Here is a 21,926-nt window from a genome sequence, read left to right on the forward strand (position 1 = left end):
TTTTTTGAAAATATGATGAGGATTTATTTGTTTATGCTTTTTTTCATTTATCTAAAAGCGAATGAATGAGGTGACTTCTTTGTTTAAATGGAACAAAGAAAAAAGTAATATAGCCTTCTGATAAAGTAAACTAAAATAATGAAATGATAGAGAAAACAACGTTTGAATACAAACGTTGTTTTTTATGTACTTTTCTTACAATTTGTCTTGTTATTTCTTAAAAGGTCATTTTATTTCAAATAATGTTGTAACAATAATACTGTATGATGCATAGCATAAAGTATACACTGTATGACATATAGTATATAAAAAATGAGGTGGGTGAATGAGTACATTATTGAATTCATTAACGACAGAGCTTAGGAGAGGAACGTTGACATTAGCCGTTTTAAGTCAATTACGAACACCCCAGTATGGATATTCACTTGTTCAGTTATTGGAGGAATCGGGCATTACCATTGAACAAAGTACCTTATATCCATTGCTTCGCCGACTAGAAAAACAGGAATTAGTGACGAGTAGCTGGGATACATCTGAGAGTAGACCCCGTAAGTTTTATGTTTTAAGTGAATATGGGTTAGAGATCTTTTTGCAGTTAAAAAGGGAATGGCTTAAGAATTCGAAAGAGCTCTATAGCTTATTAAAAAGGGAGGAAGACGATGAATCTGATTGATATTTATATACACGAAGTTACTCGGAGGCTGCCTGAAAAAAATCGTGAGGATATTGCTCTAGAGTTACGGTCAACCATAGGGGATATGCTGCCTGATGATTACAGTGAAGAAGATGTAAAGGCGGTTCTTGAAAAATTGGGGAGTCCAGTCACAATGGCTAGTGGTTATCGAGATTGGCCAATGCACTTAATTGGTCCACGCTATTTTGATGTATATGTGACGCTACTAAAAATGATTTTACCGATTGCCGCTGTCATTTCGTTAATTTCGATGATTGCCATACATTTTATTGGGTATAGTGGAGAACAAGCAGTTATAAATATTGTTTTTAGTCTTATAGGCAAAGGAATAGGGAGCATCATTGAAGTAGGGATCCACGTATTCTTTTGGCTAACACTTGTGTTTGCTATTTTAGAAAGAGCAGATAAAGGAAGAGATGAGCAGCCATTAACAGCAAGCTTAAAAAAATGGACTCCTGATGATTTGAAAAATATCTCTTATGTCCCTAAGAAAAAAGCGATTTCAAAGGGCGAAGTATTTGCAAGTTTAATGTGGACTGCGATTTGGTCAACTCTTTATTTTTATGCGAATCATCTTGTAGGTGTATATGAACGCGGTAGAGACGGACTTGAATTTGTGACCCCAACTTTTAATCAGGAAGTTTTACTTGGATATTGGCCAATCGTTCTTGTTGTAATTGGTTTCGAAATAGCATTAGCTCTTTATAAATTATTAAAGGGGCAATGGACAAAAGGAATTGCAATTTGTAATGCTGCACTCCAGCTTATCGCAACCATTGTGTTCATTGTTATAGTAATAAATCCGAATGTGATGACCCAAGATTTTATTACGTTTATGGCTGATTTATTTACCATAACAGCTAATCAATTTAAAACATGGGTAGTTGGCGGTGGAATTTTCATCTTTATTTCATTTACAGTAATCGGTGTATTTGATGGCTTCCGTAAGGCTAGAATTCGTTAATATATTTGCTTATTAAACTACCATTACGTACTTTAAGACCGGAATAATCATGTTGCAGTTGTATCTTTGAAATAACGTTGAACCGTTTTGAAAAAGATGAACTGTTTATAAAAGTTAAACCGTTTTTATGGTTAATTAAGAAACTGTTGAGTGATAATAGAGTTGTTCCGTTAAAGGGCCATAATATTGAATAAGAGATCACATAAAACCTGACTTTTTCATGCTAACAGGATTCTGAAAAAACCAAAAACGTTGATTCATCTACAATGTATAAAACTGTATAAACGATAAAATATGAATAAACACCAATCCCTTGAACCGTAAGGGATTGGTGTTTTTGCTCACTTCATATAGATTAGCTAGTATACAACAGGTATAAAATTTAATAAGGCATCTTTTAATATAAAAAGTGAAATCACTAATTTTTTATCGCGAACTAAGACTTACAACTGAGTCTATAATTTGGTCCCAGTCTTCACTATGAATCTCATGACCTGATCCATCAAGAGCCACTAATTCAGCATGGGGAATAGCTTTCGCAAGAGCAAGTCCATGCTCGTATGGGAGAGCTGGATCTTCTGTGCCATGAATAATGAGGACAGGTACGTTGATCTCACCCATTCTATCGTAATACTCGCCTCCGCCTTGCAGCATGGCATGATTGAATCTGCTCGGCAGCTGTTTAGCTCGGGCAGCCTCTCTTTCCGCCAGTTTATATATTCTTACCTCCTCGTAAGGTTTGGAACCACATAAAGTTTTCCATCCACCCGCCAGATAGGAAATGACCTCCTCACGATTTGACCAATCTATGGAAGCACTTTTCGCATGGTAATCCAGTATGCTTTGATCCATTGGAGGCAGTTTTTCCATCTCAGTCCCGAACACACTTGATGCAATTAGGGTAAGCGTAAATATGCGTTCTGGATATCTCAGGGCAAGAATCTGACCGATCAAACCGCCCAGGGACATTCCAACGATATGGGCCCGCTCTATGGAATAAGCATCCAGGACTCCAACCGCATCGTCAGCCATGTCCGTTATTGTATAGTTAGAAGTCCCAGGTTCATAAGTGACGGATCGTCCCAAATCACGATGATCGTACCGAATGACAAATCTCCCCTGATCTGCAAGGCGGAGGCAGAAGTCCTCATCCCACCAGTCTAATGAAGACATCGCTCCCATGATTAAAAGCACAGCAGGATCCTTAGGGTTTCCAAAACTTTCTGTACATATATCTACTTTATTTACTTTATTTACTTTCAGTATCTGTTCACTCATGTTTTTACCTCCTTTTAAATGTTAAATGATTTGGAAATCATAACCATACTTATTCCTGTTAATATAGGGGTATTCCCTCATCGCCATCAACTTAACACAAATGAACTACCCCCAAACGATAAAATTGAGCAATTTGTACAGAATTATCGTTTGGGGGTAGTTCTAAATTCTTAGCTTGATGGGCATGTGGTAGGACCCCTAATATCTATTAATAAAAGCAGTTTTTCTCAGATGGTTGAGGGCATCATCCTCAAAATAGATGGATATATATGAAAATAATATTATAATATAACATTAAAAAATATACGCCAAGCCTATGATTATGCATCCGTCTTGGCGTTTTCCTTTAAACAATACCTAAGTTCGGTTTCAGTCTTCGATTGCTTGGTAGACAGTGGTCCAGAAGTCTTGGATAAGATGCGATGAGTCCGGAGTGGACATCCCAACCTGGGTGAACAGGATTCCAGTAAACTGTTTGTCTGGATCAGCGTAAGCTGCAGTTCCGGTTCCGCCATCCCAGCCGAACTGACCGATAGACGCGTAGTCTCCAAGATAGGTACGTACCGCCATCCCAAAGCCCCAGCCGCCTTGTATCCCTTGTCCAAACGATAAATGGACGTTGTTTTTGGCCAAATCGTCTCGGTATACTTGTTGTTCAGGAGTGAGACGGTTGGTGGTCATCAGCTGGACTGCAGGTCGGGACAGGATCCGTTTGGTTCCGTGCATCCCTTTGTTCAACAGCATCTGCAAATACGCGTGATAATCGTCGACGGTTGCGAGCAGCCCACCGCCGCCTGCTTGGAATGCTGGAGGTTTGCTGTAACGTCCGCCTGCACCCTCATCCCACACGATGAACTCACCTGTCTGCGGATCGGGGTTGAAGGCAGGTGGAAGCCGGTCAATCTTGCGCTCAGGCACGTAGAAGCCAGTGTCCTTCATCCCCAGTGGATCGAGGATACGTTCGCGCAGGAACGACTCGAATGTCTGACCCGTGACCCTGGCAACAAGCACGCCGAGCACTTCGATACTGATATGATACTGCCACCGCTCTCCGGGCTGGTAGCTTAGCGGAAGTGCACCTAGGCGACGCATAAACTCATCTGGATCGGGCATATCCTGCCCTGGCGTGTCGAATATCCCACTCTCGAAGAACGCGTTCATGATCGGAGAACTCATCAACGTGAGATCCACTCCGAGCCCAAATGTGGAGGTCAACAGGTCTCGTACAGTGATAGGACGCCGTGCTGGGACGGTCTCTTCCAGCGGACCATCGGGCCGTTTCAACACCTGCCGGTCGGCGAGTTCGGGCAGCCATTTGTCTACTGGCTCGTCCAAATGCAGTTTGCACTCGTCGAGCAGAACCATTACCGGTGAAACTGCGATCGGCTTGCTAGTGGACGCCAATCGAAAGATCGTGTCCCGACGCATTGGTGCGCCACCATCATGCCTCATTGTTCCAAGCGCTTCAACGTGCGTCTCGCCGTTTCGGCTGACTAAGGCGACGAGCCCAGGAATCTTTCCAGAATCGACATGCTGCGCCAGTACATTGCGCATTTTGCGCAACCCTGTTTCGGAAAATCCTTTATTGTTTTGTCCCATTTTGTTCTCCTTTAGTTTAGATTGAGATTTCTAATACATATTGGCAAACAATTATTAGTTCTTCAAATAGAAAAATTCCCCTTTTTAATAATTTCGACAAAATGTATTTATGTTTATCCTATACATGTGAAGTTAACATAACGCCGCATTATAGGTAGTAAAAAAGCTCACTTCTTATCTTTTTTCAAATAAGAAGTGAGCTTTTCTTTCTATCATTAAATTCTAATTTATTTACCAAATAGACGACTCCAAAGTGATTTCTTCTGTTCTGAAGCTGCTATTAGGCGCTTGCTATCTTGTATTTCTCTTAATACTTGCATTAATTGAATATCTCTTTGGCGTACCGAAAACATTTTAACGAAAATATACGCTAAGTATATGGGGTAGTATCAGCGTAGCTGACACCACTTGTTTTAGATGCTGTTAATTCCTTGAACAAGACTTAAAATTAAAATTCTGAAAAATAAAAATATTTATCGAAGAAAAGTTGAAATGGCCAAATATACAAAACCAAAAGAATCATACGACGAATTAGAAAAATTAACAGCTAATGCGGAAAAAGTATTACAATTGCTGCAATTACCTTATCGAGTAATTACATTATGTACAGCCAATATGGCATTTCCATCTGCAAAAATATATGATATTGAAGTATGGTTACCGAGCTATGGAACATATCGAGAAATTTCTTCTTGTTCAAACTGTGAAGATTTCCAAGCTTGCCGTGCAGGTATTCGTTTTGGTCGTACACAAGGAACAAAGCCAGAATTTGTGCATACATGAAATGATTCTGGATTACGGTAGGGCACACAGTAGCAACGATTTTAGAGAATCACCAACAAGAAGATGGGTCAGTTATGATTCCGGAAGTATTGCGCTCATACATGGGTGGAAAAGAAGTTATTAAATAAGACAGAGTAAATATGAAAATAAAAAACAAGCCTCAGTAGGCTTGTTTCTTATTTTGAACAGGTATATCTGTTCGATCAATGATTAAATTATATGTGAGTCCCATTAATACTAATAAACCTCCAGCGATCTTACCAACCGATAGTTCATGTGAATTGAAAAAATCAATGATAATTCCCATACTTAATTGACCAATAAAAATGAGTAATGTCAAATAGAAGGAAGATATTTTAGGGATAATATAGTTTGATAATCCAATTACGATAACACCTACTAATCCTCCTAAATAAGCGAAAAACGGTATGGATTGCAATGTCGTGTAGGACATATTAAAAGATTCATTACTAAAAACTAAAAATAGAAAAGAAAAAGCTAGACCAGTGATATAGTTGAAAAAAGTACCTTGGAAAATTCCAATTTGAGTTGCTAAGTTTGCATTAATTACTCTTGCGATTACAATGGAGCATCCAGCTAAAATGGCAATACATATATATAACATCATTTACCCTCCGTTAAAAAATATTCATGACAAAAATTCCAGAAGCAACAAGTAGTAGGCCGACCATTTTCTTTTTTTCAAACTTCACAACTTTCATTCCTAATAATCCGAAATGATCGATGATAATAGAAGTAATCGATTGACCGAGTAAGCCTAAAGCGATTGTTAAGGATACACCAAGTTCCGAAAAGCTAATATTATTAAATAGTACGGTGAACACTCCGATAGCTCCTGCGCTATATAAGTAGAGCGGGATTCCTTTGTGAATCTTAATTTTAAATTTACCAACTAGTAAAATGATAATAACCGCAATTAATCCAACAATATGAATAAGAACGCTGGCGTTATAGTTTCCTATAACTTCTGCTAAGATGCCGTTTAATGGAAGCATAAGTGCGATAAAAGCACCAATAAGTGCGGAAAGTAATTTGTACATAGCGTTTCCCCCTTGCAATTTTAATCATAATTTATCATGATTGGATTAAGGGGTATTATGACATATGTCATAGTAAAGAGGGGATTTGGAGAATTTATGAAAAAAATATATGATCCGCATAAGTTAGATGAGTATATTCAAAAGAATAATATTGAGGGATTTTTCAGTAGCGATATAAAATCTGTTATGGAATTGTTGTTATTTAAAAAGAATGAATACATATGTAGAGAAAATGAAACGCTTTCTTACCTTTACTTCTTTGTAGAAGGAAAAGCGAAGGTATATACGACTTTAAGTAACGGTAAATCTTTATTATTAACTTTTTATAATCGATTTGAAGTAATCGGAGATGTAGAATTGGTCCGTTCTCAAAAAACTTTTTCAAATGTTCAACTGATAGAGGACTCATATTGCATTGGAATCCCACTGGAAAAAATTAGAGTGCGTTTACTTCATGACGCAACTTTTTTAAGATTTATTTGTGATTCTTTAGCCCATAAACTAGCTAGACTTGCTCAAAATAGCTCTATTAATTTACTTTATCCACTTGAGAGCCGATTAGCGAGTTACATTCTTGCGACGTGTGAAAAGGTTGAGGATAGAGAAAAAACAATGATATTTCAAGGGAATTTAACTGAAGTATCGGAGCTATTAGGGACGAGTTATCGACATTTACTGCGAACATTAAATACTCTTTGTGATAAAGGAGCGTTAGAAAAGAAGGGAAGTTATTTTGAAGTAATAGACGAGCCTTTACTGGAAGAGTTGGCGGCAGATGTTTATAAACAAAATTAAACATATGTTTGTAAGGGAAGCTGTGAGTAGAGTAAGATGATTTTTATTAATGATGAAAATACGATAAAAAATGAAATAAGTACGATCTTCCTTTAGAATAATGAAAAGCCGATTTTCCTTAACGTACAGGAAATCGGCTTTTTTCTTGTCGAAATTTGCTTAGCGTACAGTGGTCATGTATTTATCATATTTGGCGAGAAGACCCCACCTCAAGCGCGAAGCGGTAGGTGGAGGATGAATCGCTTTTTTGTTTTTTTAAGTATATAAATAGAAACGTACGTTCCTTTTTGGTATACTTTTTGTATACAAAACAAGAAAGGAGTGTGTCCAATGAAAAAAGCATATTTTTCAATTCGTATCTATAAGAATGCACTGAATCCGAAGTATGTTGAAGCGATTGGACATGCTCTTTTCGTATTTAATCGTGCGAAGCATTTCGCTTTTCAAACGCAAGTGTTAGAAAAACGTTCTGGCACCTCCAGACGTTCTGATAGTATGCAAATTACTGTAAAATCACGATTTAGTCTGAATGACTATTATGCAAATAGTGCTGTACAGGAAGCCAATGCACGGTTTTCTTCTCAGACAGAATTGAAGAAATTGTATATCGAAAATAAAAATGAACAGATTAAAGCTGTAAAAAAGAAGATTAAGAAAACCAAGTCAGATTTGACAGTGCTGAATAAAATGAAAACATCTTTTATCAAAGGAAAGCCAAAGTTCAATAAAACGTCCAAAGAACAACAAATGGGACGATATTTTGTTGTGCAATTTAAAAAGAGAACGGATATTTACTATCATGCCTATCAATTTGAGCATGAATATTTAAATGTGCGTATTCAAACACTTCGTTCTCGTTTAGGTAGCCTTGAATTTCGGTTGGATAGACTACAAAAACTACTTCATAGTTTAAAAAACAATGTTTCTTCTGTTGTATTTGGGAGTAAAAAACGATTCAAAGCACAACATACTGTAGATACTTATGTTCAAAATCATACACTTTGGGTTCAGGATTTTGAACAGGCTCGTTACAATCAAATGTTGATTTCAGGTCGAAAAGACGCGAAATCAGGAAACTTTGTATTTACATACAATACAGAATCACAATCTTTACACTTTACAACACCAAACGGTGTTGTAGTTGAAATTCCGAACCTTACATTTCCGTATGGACAAGAACAAGTGAATGCAGCTGTTCAAAACCAATGGAATTGCAAAGATAAAAAGAATGCAGGAAAACCAATCAGTTGGGCAATTGAAGATCACGGGGATTACTACATTTTTAAATGTTTAATAGATATTGAAGAGAACCAAAATAAAAACTTCAGCAAATCTGATGGTGTCATTGGAGTAGACTGTAATTTTGACCACTTTGCTTGGTCAAACATCAATAAACAAGGACAACTCATAAAAACGGGTGTATTATCCTTTGATATTTTAGGTAAAACATCAGAACAAATTACTAAAATTATGGAAGCAGAAGCTATTGCATTAGTTGATATTGCTGTAAAAGCAAACAAACCGATTGTTGTAGAAAAATTAAACACAACAAAAGCAAAGGTTAAGAACCCTTATGGCAACAAAAAAGCAAACATGATGATGAGCATGTTTGCTTACAAAAAGATGATTTCAGCTATTAAAAGCCGTGCTGAGAAGATGGGTATAGCAGTATTTGAGGTAAATCCAGCGTACACTTCTCAAATTGGTAAAATCAAATATATGAAACGTTTTGGTATCAGCATTCACCAAACAGCTTCTTATGTCATTGCTAGAAGAGCAATGGGATTTAAAGAAAAACTTCCACCAATTTTGTATTCACTATTACCGGAGAAGATGGTAGGTCTGCATCATTGGGTGCAATGGAAGTGGCTGTCTGGCATCCTGTCTGATTTGCGTGTTCACACATTCTATCAGATGGAGCTTTCGAACCATAACAAGATTCGTTCTGCGAACGAACTTTTTCCTCCAGGGGCTCTTACAGACTTGGAAGTAAAAGGTTTGTCTAAGTTTGAAAGCAGAAAAACCATACCTTGTTGAATGGGTATGGTCTGCTAAGCATTTTGTCTTAGTTGTCCCTTTTGGGAATCTCCTTTCTCAAAAATTCGTTAGGATTTTAGGTGGGGGTAGTTCAATAAGAATAACGGAAGAATATATAGAAAATGCTACATAAATAGGAAGTTTGATTAACTTAGGGGGGACAACCTTGTTCAATCGGATAGTAAAAGCTGTACCTAATTTATTTACGCTCGGAAATTTATTGTGCGGTGTTTTTTCAATTACCTTGAATATGAGTGGCTTTTTGGAAGTGGCTTCCATTTTTATTTTCTTTTCGGCTGTTTTAGATTTTCTTGATGGAAGGATTGCGAGAAAATTAAAAGTGAATAGTGAACTTGGCGTAGAATTGGATTCCTTAGCTGATATTGTTAGTTTTGGGGTTGCTCCTGCACTTCTATTTCATTCGATAGCAGCACCATCTATTTTAACTTCTTTGGCATTTATCCTTTTTCCAATGATGGGTGCTTTAAGATTAGCTAAATTTAGTGTTAAACCAACCATTGGATATTTTAAGGGATTACCTATCCCAGCTGCTGGATTACCATTGGCCGGTATGAGTTTGTTTTCATATAGTAATGCATGGATTACCTTAATCCTTGCTCTCTTAATGGTAAGTCCAATTAGGTTTAAAAAACTTTAATTTGGGTCCCGCTCCATTGCCATCAAGCCTTTATGGAATATCGTTTATCCCGCATTAACGGGCAGTAAGATCTCCCACCTCAAAATTGAGAGAGAAGTGAAGAAGATAGATGGGGGATAACTGCCCGTAAAAGCCCGATTGGTGAGAGATCTCCATCAGTGGGGGATGAAGAAAACCCCCACTGATGGAAGTTTCACTTTATTTGAGTAAGGCAATAGAAATATTAAAGAGTAAGTATGATTTCAATGAGGAATTGCTAAAACATATTTTCACCACTGGGATTGGAGCATATGAACTTTCTTAGAGTGAAAAATCGGCTCGTTTTATCGGAAAATGAGCAAGAAAACCCCACCTTCAAAACGCGCAGGGCATAGCCCGGTTTAAGGTGGGGATGAATTGCCATTACATTCATAAAAAAATTTTGGCATTGATACGAATATATGTTCCCTTTTTGGGCGTTTTGTAGTATCATGAAGGAAAGAGGAGAGGGAGGTGAAAATCATGACGAAAGAAAAAGAATAGGCAACCTATCAAATTTGGATCAAGAAAGGTCATAAGTTATACTCTTACTTCCTAGAAATGTGTCAAAACGCAAAAAATCTCTACAATACAACAAACTTCTATATTCGCCAAGTGTATACGGCCTTACGTGCTGGTAAATCATTACATCCACTTCAACAAGAAGTTCTCCATACATTACAAACACATATTGAAGTCATGAATGAAAATCAATTCCATGCGTACCAAAAACGCGTGCAAAAACAGAAAGAAAAACCTGTTAAAGAGCAAAACGAAATGAAATGTAACTTGTTTACATTCCCGACACAAGAGAAATCGTTCCTATCGTATCATTTCTTAGATTGCTTGTTTAAAACAATGAAACAACAAGATTATATGAATTTGCCAGCGCAAACGAATCAAGCAGTTATGAAGAAGTTGTATCAAAACTGGAAATCATTTTTTGCATCCATCAAGGCATATATGAAACATCCTTCCACTTTTACGGGTAGACCTCGCATTCCCAAATATATCAAATCATCTATGAAAGAAATTGTATTCACGAATCAAGTATGTAAACTCCAAGATAAGTACATTCGTTTTCCAAAAACAAGCATAAGATTAAATGTCGGTAAATTGTTCGGATCTATCGAAAATCTCAAAGAGGTACGTGTTTCCCCTGCTTACGGAAAATTTAAAGTGGAAATTGTGACAGAACAGTCCGAGCCAGCACCTGAGTATGTTGACAACAATCGTTATATGAGTATTGACTTAGGGAGATCAATAACATTGCAACTATCGCAACGAATACAGGGAACATCCCGCATAATCTACTCATTGAAATGATCACCTATAAAGCAAAACGAAAAAGTATTACTGTACAAGTCGTAGAAGAATCGTATACAAGCAAGGCCTCCTTTCTAGACAATGATGAAATCCCAACTTACGGTGAGGAAAACATTCCTGAGTTCAGTGGGAAACGGATCAAACGTGGATTGTATCGTACGAAAGGGAATTTTCTACTAAACGCAGATGTGGATGGTTCCAATAACATCCTAAAAAAAGCAGTTCCAAAGGCGTTTGCTGATGGAATAGAGGGGCTGTGCCATCAGGCAGCTGTGTCAACTCCACTCGTGTTAAGCATCTCTTGAAGGTGATACACGGGAAACCCCACTTCAAGATCCGAAGAAGATAAGTGGCGGGAGTTTTCATATCGAAATTTACTTAGCATATATTTTCATTAAAATGTGGGCGGGACCCTATCGCTATCAAGTTAAGAAATTTCCTGTTTCCCAAAATGAAAATTTCATCTCTTCATAGTTGTTCGTGGGAATACAGATTTCGGTTTTATGGGTTTGAAATAAAGTCACGATGTTTATATAAAATAGGAAAGAAACAAGGAATCACTATATAAATAGTAGAAGAATTATATACAAGCAAGATTAGGATATTAGAAAAGCTCTACTAAAAAGTGTTTCAACTTAATGTAATAAGAGAAAGCTAATCGAGTTGTTTTTACTACTATTAGGAAGGGGTGTAAAACTTGCATACAAAACGGTGTACGCATAATAATTGCAAATGTTTTATTGTACCTAACTATATTTTGGAGAATTTAGCACAAAATGAAGTAGAAGCAGCACGAATTACTTTAGAGAAAAGTCTAAAAGTTCGAAAGCGTAGAATTTTGAAAGAATATGATATTGATGGTGTTGTCGCCTTAACTGATGTTGGAACAGGAACGCGAGGTGAGTCTGCTCGCCATGTATACGATTGCAAAGGGAGGACAAACCTTAGAGTGAATGAGGTTAGAAAAAGAAGGAGACAGATCAAGTGGGGATACTGTGGTTAACCATGCGTACGATTATGCTGGAATTGTGCGTGACTATTTTAAGAATGTGTTCCACCGTAATTCTATTGATGACAATGGGCTAGATATCATTCTGAATGTTCACTATGGGCACAACTTTCAAAATGCCTATTGGGACGGTGATGAAATGGTGTTTGGTGATGGAGATGGAATTATTTTCACAAGTTTTTCAAATTCACTCGATGTTATTGGGCACGAACTTACACATGGTATTACTCAATTTACTAACGGATTAGAGTATGAAGGACAACCCGGAGCTTTGAATGAACATATTTCGGACGTGTTCGGAATAGCAATTAAGCAATCTTATTTAAAGGAAACAGCACGAGATGCGGATTGGCTAATTGGTGCTGATATAATGGGACCAACACTAAAAGGACAAGCACTTCGTTCAATGAAAGCACCTGGTACTGCATTTGATAACCAACTAATGGGTAAGGATATGCAACCTGATCATATGAAAAACTATTATCAAGGAGATCTTGATCACCATGGTGTTCATATCAATAGTGGCATACCAAACAAGGTGTTTTATCTTGTATCTATGGAGATTGGAACAGATAAGGCAGCTTTGATATGGTATAATGCAATACAAAATTTATTTACAACTACAAACTTCAATCAATTTGCACAAATCGTAATTAAAGCAGCGCAAAAACTTGTTGATAGTAGAGAAGTTCCTAAAACGGCTGCAAAAACAGTAGAATCTGCTTTTAAAACGGTGGGAATACCTTCTTAGACATATTCTTTATCATGAATTGGAGGCTTAATATTAATATGCATATCCAATTTAGCTGTATCGGGGGAATCGCTAATCTCCATTTAACCTTTCAGACAAATACGGTCGAGTTACCAAAGGAAATAGCTAAGGAATTACTTGATTTAATCAAGCAAGCTAATATTTTAAATCTTAAACCAAGTGAATTAGAGGTTGTTACAACCAAAGGGGCAGATGCTTTTTCTTATCAGCTAAGGATAGAAGATGGAAAAGAGCCAAAATCCTTTTCATTTACCGATGTAACAGCTCCGCAGGAAGTGCAACCTTTATTGGATTATTTACGTAATTTGGCGATCGCAGAAAAAATGAAAGAATAATAAAAAAGAACTCACTATGTATATATTTACATAGTGAGTTCTTTTTTGTTTTGGGGTATTTTTATTTGTTAGCTTGATGGGGATAGGGCGGGATCCCACATCCATCAACTTAAGAAATTATTGTTCCTAAAAACGAAGGGGCATTATGATATAACGATATCAATATATCTACTAGGTAAAGGGATATTTTTTTGATTAAATTAAATTCACTAAATTTAATCTTTAGTAAATTAATAATTAATATAGTAAAATAAAGTTCTGAAAATAAAAAGGGGTGTTTTTCTTGCGTACAATGCAACAATTATTACAAAAACGAGCAACACAATCACCAAGTATTGAAGCACTTGTTGGTGGAGGGGCAAGTTATTCATTTAAAGAATATAACGAACGAGTAAATCAGCTTGCGCATTACTTGTTAAACAGCGGTGTGCAAAAAGGAGATCGTATCGGTGTTTTATGCAAAAATAATCATCCGTTTCCAACGATTATGATGGCAAGCTTAAAAATCGGTGCCGTACTCATACCTTTTAATCATCAACTTACTGTTTATGAATTAGAAACGATTGTAAAAGAAGCGAAGCTAAAGGTATTATTTTATGATGCTGAATTTAACGAAGTTTTATCTAAAGTTGAAGCAGTAAAAGAAATTCAACATGTACTAGAAACTGGAAAAAGTATGGAAGTATCAAATTCATTTGAATTACGATTACAAGACCAGCCGAAGACGGAACCAATGGTAGAAGTTCATGAAGATGACGATGCGATTTTCTTATTTACTTCTGGAACAACCGGAAATGCGAAAGCATGTGTCATTGGTCATAGAAATTTACATTATTATTTTACGGAAATTGCAGGCCAAAGGGAGGTTCCAGTAGGCGGACGTTTTCTTTCCGTACATCCACTTTTTCATATGAGTGGTGTACTTTCTATATTAAATTGTATTTATTACGGTATCACGATGATTTTTCTATCTGACTCAAATCCTAGTCTCATTTGGGATACGATTGAAAAAGAGAAGATTACAACTATACTTGCGTTTCCAGCTGTGTACAGTTATATGCTTGATGAATTAAATAAAAAAGAACGGAATATTCCTTCTTTCAAAGTAGCACAAAGTGGTGGAACAAAAGTACCTGAAACTCTTATACAAAAGTATGCGGAGAAAGGAATCTTTATGGTACAAGGATATGGAAGTACAGAAGGTTGGATCGTAAGTTCATGGAGACCAGATATGGGGAAAGAAAAAATTTCTTCTGTAGGAAAACCTATTAAACATGTAGAGGTAAAGATTATTCATCCAGAGACAGGAGAGGAATTACCTGCGAATGAAGTGGGAGAAATTATTGTAAAAAGTCCATATATGTTTAAAGGTTATTGGAATAACGAACAGGCAACAAGAAAAGTAGTAAAGAATAATTGGTTTTACATGGGTGATGCCGGGATGCTGGATGAAGACGGATGCTTATATATAATGGGAAGATACAAAGATGTGATTGTACATGGTGGCGATAATGTATATCCAGATCAAGTAGAAGAAGTAATTCATGAAATAAGTGGTGTGTTAGAAGTTGCAGTAGTTGGAATTCCAGATGATTTTTGGGGAGAAATTCCAAGAGCTTATATCGTGAAAGACATTCACACATCATTATCAGAAGAAAATATTATTCAGCACTGTAAGCTAAAATTAGCGAGCTATAAAATACCAGAAGTAATATTCGTTGAGGAATTACCAAAAAATGCTTTAGGAAAGGTATTAAAAAGAGAGTTAAAGAGTACTACCCTAGTAAAAAATGATTAAAGGAGTTACCTATTTTAAGTGATAAGTCCGGTTATGTTTTATACATAACTGGACTTTTTACTTGTTTTAATGATTTACTGGATTTTGTATAAGATGATAAAGATTATTCACTCAATAATTGTGTGAGTAATATAAGAGATGCTTTAGAAGTTTTATAAGTTAAGAGTTGTCATATTGCAGTTATTCCTTTTGCCTAATCACCCAGTACATCATAATCAACCTGAAATGTGTTCGTATATATTGTCTAATTTCTTACAGACTGTGTAAGCTGCTAGTCGAGAAAGCTAACTTTTGGGTATAATAATAAAGAAATTTATCAATTTATAGTATCGGTTAGGAGCTCAGTAGGTATGAAAACAGTTGTTGTCGTAGGTGGAGGTATTACGGGACTCTCTACTATGTTTTACTTAGAAAGATTAAAAAAGGATTACAATATAGATTTAAAATTGATCCTTGTAGAAAAAGAGGAATATTTAGGCGGGAAAATTCACAGTGTAAAAGAAAATGATTTTATCATGGAAACAGGAGCAGATTCAATTGTTGCTCGAAATGAAAATGTGATGCCCCTTGTAAAAGAACTGAATCTAGAAGATGATATGGTATATAACGAAACTGGTATTTCTTACATTTATTCAGAGAATACGTTACATCCTATTCCTGCTGATACAGTATTTGGAATCCCTACAAGTGTAGAGTCGTTGTTTAACAGTACGTTAGTCTCAACGAAAGGGAAAATTATTGCACTGAAAGATTTTATTACTAAAAACAAAGGCTTTACGAAAGATACATCGCTTGCTTTATTTTTAGAAAGCTTTTTAGGAAAAGAATTAGTTGAGAAGCAAATTTCTCCTGTCCTTTCAGGGGTATATTCCGGTAAATTAAATGAACTTACAATGGCATCTACATTACCATATTTACTTGACTATAAAAATAAATACGGCAGTATTATTAAAGGGTTTGAAGTGAACAAAAAACAATTCCAGGCAGCTGGAAATAAAAAGTTTTTATCGTTCAAAGGAGGACTCTCTACGATTGTTAATCGGTTAGAAGAGGTGTTGACTGAGACGGAAATACGAAAAGGAGTAACAACGACAAATGTAAGTAGATTCGGTAATGGGTATGAAGTTTCTTTTTCGAATCAAGAGAAACTAAAGGCGGATTACATTGTTTTAGCTGCTCCTCACGATATTGCACAAGCAGTACTAAATTCTGCCGAATTAAACAGTGATTTCAATAAATTCAAAAATTCATCTCTTATTAGTATTTATTTAGGATTTGAAATACCTGATAATCAATTACCGGCAGATGGGACAGGCTTTATTGTTTCAGAAAATGGTAATTTATATTGTGATGCTTGTACATGGACAAGTAGGAAATGGAAGCATACATCAAATAAACAAAACTTATTAGTAAGAATGTTTTATAAAAGTTCAAATCCAGCGTATGAAAAGATTAAAAATAATAGTAAAGAAGAATTCATTCAAGTTGCTTTATCTGATATTAAAAAAAGTCTTGGAATTCAGGGTGAGCCGCAGATTGTTGAAGTTACAAACTGGAAAGACTTAATGCCAAATTATCATTTAGAACATAATCAGGCAGTTCAATCTTTGAATGAGAAATTGTCAGCTGCTTTTCCAAATGTTTACTTAGCTGGTGCTTCATATTATGGTGTAGGCATTGGAGCTTGCATAGGGAATGGAAAGAATACGGCAGATAAGATTATGAAAGCATTACATAATTGTTCGGAGTAATGCCACCTTTTGGTTCAACTAATAATCAGTGGGGGATGAAGGACCCCACTGATTAAAGTTTCACTTTATATTTTTGATGAAATCCTCCTCTAGTATAAGAGGAGGATTTCGTACGTTGTTGTACCTATATAAATCCATTTTAATTTTTCGACATCTAAATCCCTGCTATGCAGAATAAAAAGTAACCTACACTCGTTTACTATTCAACTTCAATATGCGACTGACGAAACGATGAAACTTGTTACTAATAATAACCAATAATATTTGACAATAATCAATTTTCTGACTATTATTAATACAATTAATAATTGGAAATAGTAATAGCGATGAAGAGAAGAGTAATTAAGAAAATGCTATGTGACAGAGAACTCTGGTAGCTGAGAAGGAGAGATAGCGTTCTTAATGAAAAAAGACTTGGAGCTTCGTACAGAACTAAGATGATTAGGGATAATGCGACGGGTTCTCCCGTTATAGAGATAGGGTATACGCAATTTGCCGTACCCGAAGAGGTTGATATGGTGACATATCGATAAACTGAGGTGGTACCACGATGAGCACAACTCTCGTCCTCAAGATTCATAATCTTGGGGGTGGGAGTTTTTTATTGTTTAAATTTTAATCAAAATTAGAGAGACAGTTTATAAAAGGAGAGGGTATTGTAATGAATCCAATATTATTAGATGTTCCATCTCAAATAGAAACAGAAAGACTATTACTACGAGCGCCCTTACAATCTGGGGACGGAAGTATTGTAAATGCAGCAATAAAAAATTCCTTTAATGAATTAAAAGCTTGGTTACCCTTTGCACAGAACATTCCTGCAGTTGAAGAAACAGAAATAAACTTGAGAGAAGCGCATATTAAGTTTTTAAAAGAGAGAGTTTTCGCTTTCTTATTTTTCATAAAGATACTAATGATTTTATTGGAATAGCAAGCATTCAAGGAATAGACTGGGACATTCCTAAATGTGAAATTGGTTACTGGATTAACACACCGTTTAGTGGAAATGGATATATGGTAGAAGCAGTAAAAGAATTAACCAACTTTGGGTTAAACCAAATTCAATTTAAAAGAATTGAAATTAGGTGTGAATCCACAAACCTTAAAAGTCGCTCTATCCCTGAAAAATTAGGATTTGAGTTAGAAGGAATACTAAAGAATGAAGATTTATCGGCAGATGGAAGGACACTAACTAACACTTGTATTTATGCTATAACTTGGTCAGGTACTAATTGTGATGGGGTGTATAGGCTTCTTTAATTGAAATTGTAATTTATACTTTATACTTTACATAGAAGCAGAGCTAGTTTGTTATAAAGAAGTTGTTGAAGAGGAAGAATCCGTTTTGACTGCTCTTTTTCAAAATGGATTCTTTTGTCATAAATGCACATTCAATTGCTATTTGACTTTATTTCCAAGCAATATAAGCCTTCCATCTATGCCACGCTACAATGTATTGTGGTAAATCCTCTGGATGATGTCGAATGGAAGCAGCGATGCGACAATATAACCCTAATAATATCTCTTCATATAAAGCTATTTCACTTTGAGGTTTCCGATTGTTTAGAAGAGAAACAGCTGGTTGAAGGGTGTGCAATGCTAAATCGTTTGGTGTTGAACAAAATGCGTATACAAGGTCATAAATGGGAGGTCCTATAATTGGAGTAGGGTCAATAACACCAACTAATTGTTCATCACTAAAAAGGAAATTATGAAAACCAAAATCCCCGTGTATAAGGTAAGGCGTATCACTATCATTTCTTTTCAGCATTTTTGTTACAATGCGACGAATCAGTTGATGATCTTCATTGTTTAAATGAAATTGAATGGTTTCGTAAGCTTCGATAACGCGAGTATATAGAAATAATTCCCATGATAATTTTGGCTCTTCAATCCAGCCCCATTTATTTGCATTATACACTGGATGATAAGTGTTTATAATGTGTGACGAAAGGAAAGAGAGTACAGTGCGTTTATCGCTTTTTCGATTATTTATTGTACCAGCCATATATTCATAAACTATGTAGCGGTAATTAGGATCTACATACATGAGCTGTGGAAACAAATGTTGGTATCGGTAGCGATTCAGAAACTCTGATTCAGCTTGTAGGACATTAGGCTCGTTCATTTTCACTACATATAAGGGAGTATCATCATATGTAATAATGCCAACTGTACTGCTGCTTCCGCCATTTAGGCTTTTATAGTGGCCGCCAGGTTCAATAATTCCTTTATTTTCAAGTTTTTTTAGTATTTCTTTAATAATAGAGTGCTGCATAATTTTTTCTCCTTAAAATATTTGAAGTTAACTTTAAAATGTTCATTATTCTGTATTTTTTGTTATTTATATCTTGTCATAAAAGGAGCTTTGTGACAATGCATTGATAGTTTTGCTAGTAGTCAGTTTCCTAAATAGAACTGTTATGGTTTGTGAATGAGTAATAAAAGAAGGATTCTACATTTCATCCATAGAACAAGTAGTATGTCTAAGAGAGAATATAAGAAACGGAAAGTTAACATAATATAATTATGTTAATCTATAAACTTATAAACATTTTAACAGGGAGAAGTGCAATTGAAGTATATTGAGTTTGGGATCGGAAATAAGTGGTTTGTCAGAACGGAAATAGAATATGAGGATGGAACTGAAACGGAGCAGCGTGGCATTGTGAAACCCATTCATTTTGAATCAGCGTATATGAGGTGCTGGGTAGGAAAAATTTGTTTCATTATAGATACAAAAGAAGGGTTTAAGAAAATGAAAAAGAATCGTAATGAATTTAAAGTTATTTTGGGAATTGTAAGTAAGAGATAAGTAGAGAATGAGAGGAATCAAAAGTGTACGGTATGTAACATTTTGATTCCTCTCATTTTCATCTGTGTCCTTGTCTTCTTGCTTCTGTAAATCCATAGTATGCACAAGCACCGTTTTGAGAAAGATCTTTTACTTCAAATCCGCATTTTTCATAAAAGTTAAAGTTATTTGCTGAAGTATTCGCAAACCAATCACCGTGGGGGAGTTTTTGTACACATAACTCTACAAGCTTTTTACCGATCCCTTGTCCTCTATAGTCACTTTTTACGACTACATCCATTATCATAGCAGCCATAATTTGATCTGATATAACTCGTATCATCGCAATCATTTCCTCATGGTCCCATACTGTAAAGGCCCAAGTAGAGTTTTCGAATATTAAAGTGAAGCGTTCATCTTGCCATGTAGGAGTATGACTTCCAACCCAACCAGCATCTTGAAACAAACTCTTCACAGCAGAAGCTGGTATTCCTTTCGTTCCTTCGCGAATAATGAGTCCATTATGATAAATGTACATATATATAGCCTCCTTTTATCACTTATTTCGTTATGAATCAGTAACTTCCTGCATGGTTGATTAATGAAAAAGGACTGCTGATGCTCAAAAGATAAAATCGAAAATTAAGGTAGAACATAAGAGGTTAGTTTATGTAAGATTACTAGGTTTGCGAATCATTACAAATAACAGTTCACTTCCAACACCTATTCCAATGCCTATCGCATAAGCTAATAAGTCGCTCCATAAAAAGCCATAACCTAATATCAATCCGCCTAAAGTTGTTCCTCGAATATGATCGATCCAACTAGCATGGTATAGTTGGCTAAATTCAATAATATAACAAAATGATATAGCCAGTAACGCAACGGTTTTTGTATGAGCTCTTTTAAAAATAAATCCAAAACCAACAAAAATCATTAACGCCCACAGTGCATCTCCTAAGTATGTATTCAAAATATGTGGTAACACATAAGCTATCTTTCTTGAGTATAGCCCTAATATAATTACAATGAAGGTCATCATTGCGTATAATAATCGATTGCGTTTAAATAGCATATGTAAATTTCTCCTCAAACTATTTTTTATTATTAACGAACAGTTCTCTAGATTAAGATATTAAAAGTGATTTTAAAGGTGTTTTCTAAGCCATTTTATAAATTTTTTATTATTGTTTCAATAATCTATTGTTCTCTAAATTAAATATAAAAGATTTATTGTGATACTTTCAATGAATATGAGGTACTTTTTTGAAAAGTTTAAAAATAATACAATTAGAAGTATGTAATATAAAGAAAAAAGGTAATTGGTAATCTTTGTGTTGAAATTGCAAATTTAATCTATACAAATTTAAAAAGTAGGTAGAAATACGGTTCTAAAATATTTACGGCAGCTTGTGGAATAGGGTGAGACGAAATATACGAGTTAAAAGATAAGTAAGAAAATGTGTTATTTAAACTAGAGGCATGATTGTTTAATAAGGATTACTACCTTTTGGGGTATTAATAAGGAGGGTTTTATGAAAAAGATTGTACTTATTGGTTCGGGTGGTTCAGGAAAATCCACATTAGCAAGGCATTTAGGCGAAAAGCTAAAAATAAATGTTTATCATCTTGATGCATTATTTTGGAAACCTAATTGGGTAGGTGTTCCAAAAGATGAACAAAGAAAAGTACAAAATGATTTAATAAAAGAAGAAGAATGGATTATTGATGGAAACTATGGTGGGACAATGGAAATAAGACTTAACGCAGCTGATACAATAATCTTTCTTGATATTCAAAGAACAATATGTGTCTATCGTGTTTTCAAAAGAATAGTACAATATCGAAATAGAACAAGACCAGATATGGGTGAAGGATGCGAAGAAAGATTTGACTTAGAGTTTTTTAAATGGATATGGGAATATCCAACAACCAAAAGACCTGTAATTTTAAAAAGACTTGATCAATTATCTAGAGATACAAAAGTTATTATCTTAAAATCACCAAAAGAAGTTCAACAATTTTTAGAACAAGTACAATAATTATAAACTAAAGGGTGTATTTTTTCATTTCCCTAAGTCTATTAAAAATCAATAAATCCCAACTATTTTTGTAGAAAATTGGGATTTGTTTTCGTGAAAGAATTTGTCTTCTTTCTTAAAGCGCTACACTACATTTAATTTACAATAAAAGCGTTTAAAAAATAATAATGCTACTTAATATTCTTGTTTAACTATAGGTACAAGATAGCTCA

General features: G+C 35.4%; 19 protein-coding genes, 4 pseudogenes and 1 other annotated feature. Of the genes and pseudogenes, 15 read left to right on the top strand and 8 right to left on the bottom strand.

The window, feature by feature from the left end; genetic code table 11:
* Window positions 1–325 precede the first annotated feature (325 nt).
* Window positions 326–673 carry a PadR family transcriptional regulator gene (locus ACEWFJ_RS11375; protein WP_035433855.1) on the top strand — a complete coding sequence of 116 codons (348 nt, stop codon included), beginning with the start codon at window positions 326–328 and terminating at the stop codon, window positions 671–673.
* Window positions 660–1,658 (top strand): HAAS signaling domain-containing protein, encoded by a 999-nt coding sequence (locus ACEWFJ_RS11380; RefSeq protein ID WP_473692228.1) that lies wholly within the window; start codon window positions 660–662, stop codon window positions 1,656–1,658. Before ACEWFJ_RS11375 ends, ACEWFJ_RS11380 begins: the two co-directional genes overlap by 14 nt.
* A 426-nt stretch (window positions 1,659–2,084) precedes the next feature.
* Here the strand turns inward: ACEWFJ_RS11380 and mle are convergent, their stop codons facing one another.
* The 3 genes and pseudogenes from mle to ACEWFJ_RS11395 form a co-directional block, all read right to left on the bottom strand.
* Window positions 2,085–2,936, bottom strand: a complete 852-nt coding sequence (gene mle, locus ACEWFJ_RS11385) for an alpha/beta fold macrolide esterase (protein WP_473692230.1) — start codon at window positions 2,934–2,936, stop codon at window positions 2,085–2,087.
* Window positions 2,937–3,305: 369 nt separating this feature from the next.
* Entirely contained in the window at window positions 3,306–4,535 is a 1,230-nt protein-coding gene (locus tag ACEWFJ_RS11390; RefSeq protein WP_473692232.1) for a serine hydrolase domain-containing protein, read from the bottom strand.
* Window positions 4,536–4,762: 227 nt separating this feature from the next.
* A pseudogene (locus tag ACEWFJ_RS11395) lies at window positions 4,763–4,873 on the bottom strand (DUF3967 domain-containing protein); the annotation flags it as partial.
* 145 nt (window positions 4,874–5,018) lie between these two features.
* On the opposite strand from ACEWFJ_RS11395, the pseudogene ACEWFJ_RS11400 reads away from it, so the two are divergent.
* Window positions 5,019–5,446: pseudogene (locus ACEWFJ_RS11400) on the top strand (aminoacyl--tRNA ligase-related protein); the annotation flags it as partial.
* Between the two features lie 32 nt (window positions 5,447–5,478).
* On the opposite strand, the gene ACEWFJ_RS11405 reads toward ACEWFJ_RS11400, so the two are convergent.
* The gene (locus ACEWFJ_RS11405; protein ID WP_473692234.1) at window positions 5,479–5,943 is read right to left on the bottom strand and encodes a DMT family transporter; all 465 of its coding nucleotides are present in this window, start codon (window positions 5,941–5,943) and stop codon (window positions 5,479–5,481) included.
* A 13-nt stretch (window positions 5,944–5,956) separates the two neighbouring features.
* On the bottom strand, window positions 5,957–6,379 hold the full coding sequence (locus ACEWFJ_RS11410) for a DMT family transporter (RefSeq protein WP_473692236.1): 423 nt from the start codon (window positions 6,377–6,379) through the stop codon (window positions 5,957–5,959).
* A gap of 96 nt (window positions 6,380–6,475) precedes the next feature.
* Between ACEWFJ_RS11410 and yeiL the strand changes: the two genes are divergently transcribed.
* The 10 genes and pseudogenes from yeiL to ACEWFJ_RS11460 all read left to right on the top strand — a co-directional run bounded on the left by yeiL (window position 6,476) and on the right by ACEWFJ_RS11460 (window position 18,138).
* Window positions 6,476–7,174, top strand: coding sequence for a transcriptional regulator YeiL (yeiL, locus tag ACEWFJ_RS11415; protein WP_473692238.1), 699 nt, complete (start codon window positions 6,476–6,478; stop codon window positions 7,172–7,174).
* A gap of 330 nt (window positions 7,175–7,504) precedes the next feature.
* Window positions 7,505–9,211, top strand: a complete 1,707-nt coding sequence (locus ACEWFJ_RS11420; protein ID WP_473692240.1) for an IS200/IS605 family accessory protein TnpB-related protein — start codon at window positions 7,505–7,507, stop codon at window positions 9,209–9,211.
* Window positions 9,212–9,377: 166 nt separating this feature from the next.
* Window positions 9,378–9,869 carry a CDP-diacylglycerol--serine O-phosphatidyltransferase gene (pssA, locus tag ACEWFJ_RS11425; RefSeq protein ID WP_098310210.1) on the top strand — a complete coding sequence of 164 codons (492 nt, stop codon included), beginning with the start codon at window positions 9,378–9,380 and terminating at the stop codon, window positions 9,867–9,869.
* A gap of 534 nt (window positions 9,870–10,403) precedes the next feature.
* Window positions 10,404–11,518 (top strand): annotated as a pseudogene (locus ACEWFJ_RS11430) (zinc ribbon domain-containing protein).
* 392 nt (window positions 11,519–11,910) lie between these two features.
* The gene (locus tag ACEWFJ_RS11435) at window positions 11,911–12,216 is read left to right on the top strand and encodes a hypothetical protein (RefSeq protein ID WP_473692242.1); all 306 of its coding nucleotides are present in this window, start codon (window positions 11,911–11,913) and stop codon (window positions 12,214–12,216) included.
* Entirely contained in the window at window positions 12,209–12,973 is a 765-nt protein-coding gene (locus tag ACEWFJ_RS11440; RefSeq protein ID WP_473692244.1) for a M4 family metallopeptidase, read from the top strand. Before ACEWFJ_RS11435 ends, ACEWFJ_RS11440 begins: the two co-directional genes overlap by 8 nt.
* A gap of 38 nt (window positions 12,974–13,011) precedes the next feature.
* On the top strand, window positions 13,012–13,329 hold the full coding sequence (locus ACEWFJ_RS11445; RefSeq protein ID WP_473692246.1) for a protealysin inhibitor emfourin: 318 nt from the start codon (window positions 13,012–13,014) through the stop codon (window positions 13,327–13,329).
* Window positions 13,330–13,612: 283 nt separating this feature from the next.
* Window positions 13,613–15,127: a class I adenylate-forming enzyme family protein gene (locus ACEWFJ_RS11450; RefSeq protein ID WP_473692248.1), complete on the top strand. Its 1,515-nt coding sequence runs from the start codon at window positions 13,613–13,615 to the stop codon at window positions 15,125–15,127.
* Window positions 15,128–15,477: 350 nt separating this feature from the next.
* Window positions 15,478–16,878, top strand: a complete 1,401-nt coding sequence (locus ACEWFJ_RS11455) for a protoporphyrinogen oxidase (RefSeq protein ID WP_473692250.1) — start codon at window positions 15,478–15,480, stop codon at window positions 16,876–16,878.
* 317 nt (window positions 16,879–17,195) lie between these two features.
* Window positions 17,196–17,452 (top strand) — a binding site (T-box leader).
* Window positions 17,453–17,539: 87 nt separating this feature from the next.
* Window positions 17,540–18,138: pseudogene (locus tag ACEWFJ_RS11460) on the top strand (GNAT family N-acetyltransferase).
* Between the two features lie 148 nt (window positions 18,139–18,286).
* Here ACEWFJ_RS11460 and ACEWFJ_RS11465 read toward each other — a convergent pair.
* A complete protein-coding gene (locus ACEWFJ_RS11465; RefSeq protein ID WP_473692252.1) occupies window positions 18,287–19,156 on the bottom strand; it encodes a phosphotransferase in 870 nt (289 codons plus the stop codon).
* A gap of 297 nt (window positions 19,157–19,453) precedes the next feature.
* Between ACEWFJ_RS11465 and ACEWFJ_RS11470 the strand changes: the two genes are divergently transcribed.
* Window positions 19,454–19,693 carry a DUF3977 family protein gene (locus ACEWFJ_RS11470; protein ID WP_473692254.1) on the top strand — a complete coding sequence of 80 codons (240 nt, stop codon included), beginning with the start codon at window positions 19,454–19,456 and terminating at the stop codon, window positions 19,691–19,693.
* Between the two features lie 58 nt (window positions 19,694–19,751).
* On the opposite strand, the gene ACEWFJ_RS11475 is transcribed toward ACEWFJ_RS11470, so the two are convergent.
* Window positions 19,752–20,210: a GNAT family N-acetyltransferase gene (locus ACEWFJ_RS11475; protein ID WP_473692256.1), complete on the bottom strand. Its 459-nt coding sequence runs from the start codon at window positions 20,208–20,210 to the stop codon at window positions 19,752–19,754.
* A 129-nt stretch (window positions 20,211–20,339) separates the two neighbouring features.
* The gene (locus tag ACEWFJ_RS11480) at window positions 20,340–20,747 is read right to left on the bottom strand and encodes a ribosomal maturation YjgA family protein (protein WP_473692258.1); all 408 of its coding nucleotides are present in this window, start codon (window positions 20,745–20,747) and stop codon (window positions 20,340–20,342) included.
* 460 nt (window positions 20,748–21,207) lie between these two features.
* Between ACEWFJ_RS11480 and ACEWFJ_RS11485 the strand changes: the two genes are divergently transcribed.
* Entirely contained in the window at window positions 21,208–21,714 is a 507-nt protein-coding gene (locus ACEWFJ_RS11485; RefSeq protein WP_473692260.1) for a DNA topology modulation protein, read from the top strand.
* The last annotated feature ends 212 nt before the right edge of the window (window positions 21,715–21,926 follow it).

The organism is Bacillus sp. EA-CB0995 (assembly GCF_055814245.1).

Bases quoted from the DNA above. Each gene is read 5' to 3' on its own strand.
- ACEWFJ_RS11375 (WP_035433855.1), top strand. From the start codon at position 326: ATGAGTACATTATTGAATTCATTAACGACAGAGCTTAGGAGAGGAACG.
- ACEWFJ_RS11380 (WP_473692228.1), top strand. From the start codon at position 660: ATGAATCTGATTGATATTTATATACACGAAGTTACTCGGAGGCTGCCT.
- mle (WP_473692230.1), bottom strand. From the start codon at position 2,936: ATGAGTGAACAGATACTGAAAGTAAATAAAGTAAATAAAGTAGATATA.
- ACEWFJ_RS11390 (WP_473692232.1), bottom strand. From the start codon at position 4,535: ATGGGACAAAACAATAAAGGATTTTCCGAAACAGGGTTGCGCAAAATG.
- ACEWFJ_RS11405 (WP_473692234.1), bottom strand. From the start codon at position 5,943: ATGTTATATATATGTATTGCCATTTTAGCTGGATGCTCCATTGTAATC.
- ACEWFJ_RS11410 (WP_473692236.1), bottom strand. From the start codon at position 6,379: ATGTACAAATTACTTTCCGCACTTATTGGTGCTTTTATCGCACTTATG.
- yeiL (WP_473692238.1), top strand. From the start codon at position 6,476: ATGAAAAAAATATATGATCCGCATAAGTTAGATGAGTATATTCAAAAG.
- ACEWFJ_RS11420 (WP_473692240.1), top strand. From the start codon at position 7,505: ATGAAAAAAGCATATTTTTCAATTCGTATCTATAAGAATGCACTGAAT.
- ACEWFJ_RS11445 (WP_473692246.1), top strand. From the start codon at position 13,012: ATGCATATCCAATTTAGCTGTATCGGGGGAATCGCTAATCTCCATTTA.
- ACEWFJ_RS11455 (WP_473692250.1), top strand. From the start codon at position 15,478: ATGAAAACAGTTGTTGTCGTAGGTGGAGGTATTACGGGACTCTCTACT.
- ACEWFJ_RS11465 (WP_473692252.1), bottom strand. From the start codon at position 19,156: ATGCAGCACTCTATTATTAAAGAAATACTAAAAAAACTTGAAAATAAA.
- ACEWFJ_RS11475 (WP_473692256.1), bottom strand. From the start codon at position 20,210: ATGTACATTTATCATAATGGACTCATTATTCGCGAAGGAACGAAAGGA.
- ACEWFJ_RS11480 (WP_473692258.1), bottom strand. From the start codon at position 20,747: ATGCTATTTAAACGCAATCGATTATTATACGCAATGATGACCTTCATT.
- ACEWFJ_RS11485 (WP_473692260.1), top strand. From the start codon at position 21,208: ATGAAAAAGATTGTACTTATTGGTTCGGGTGGTTCAGGAAAATCCACA.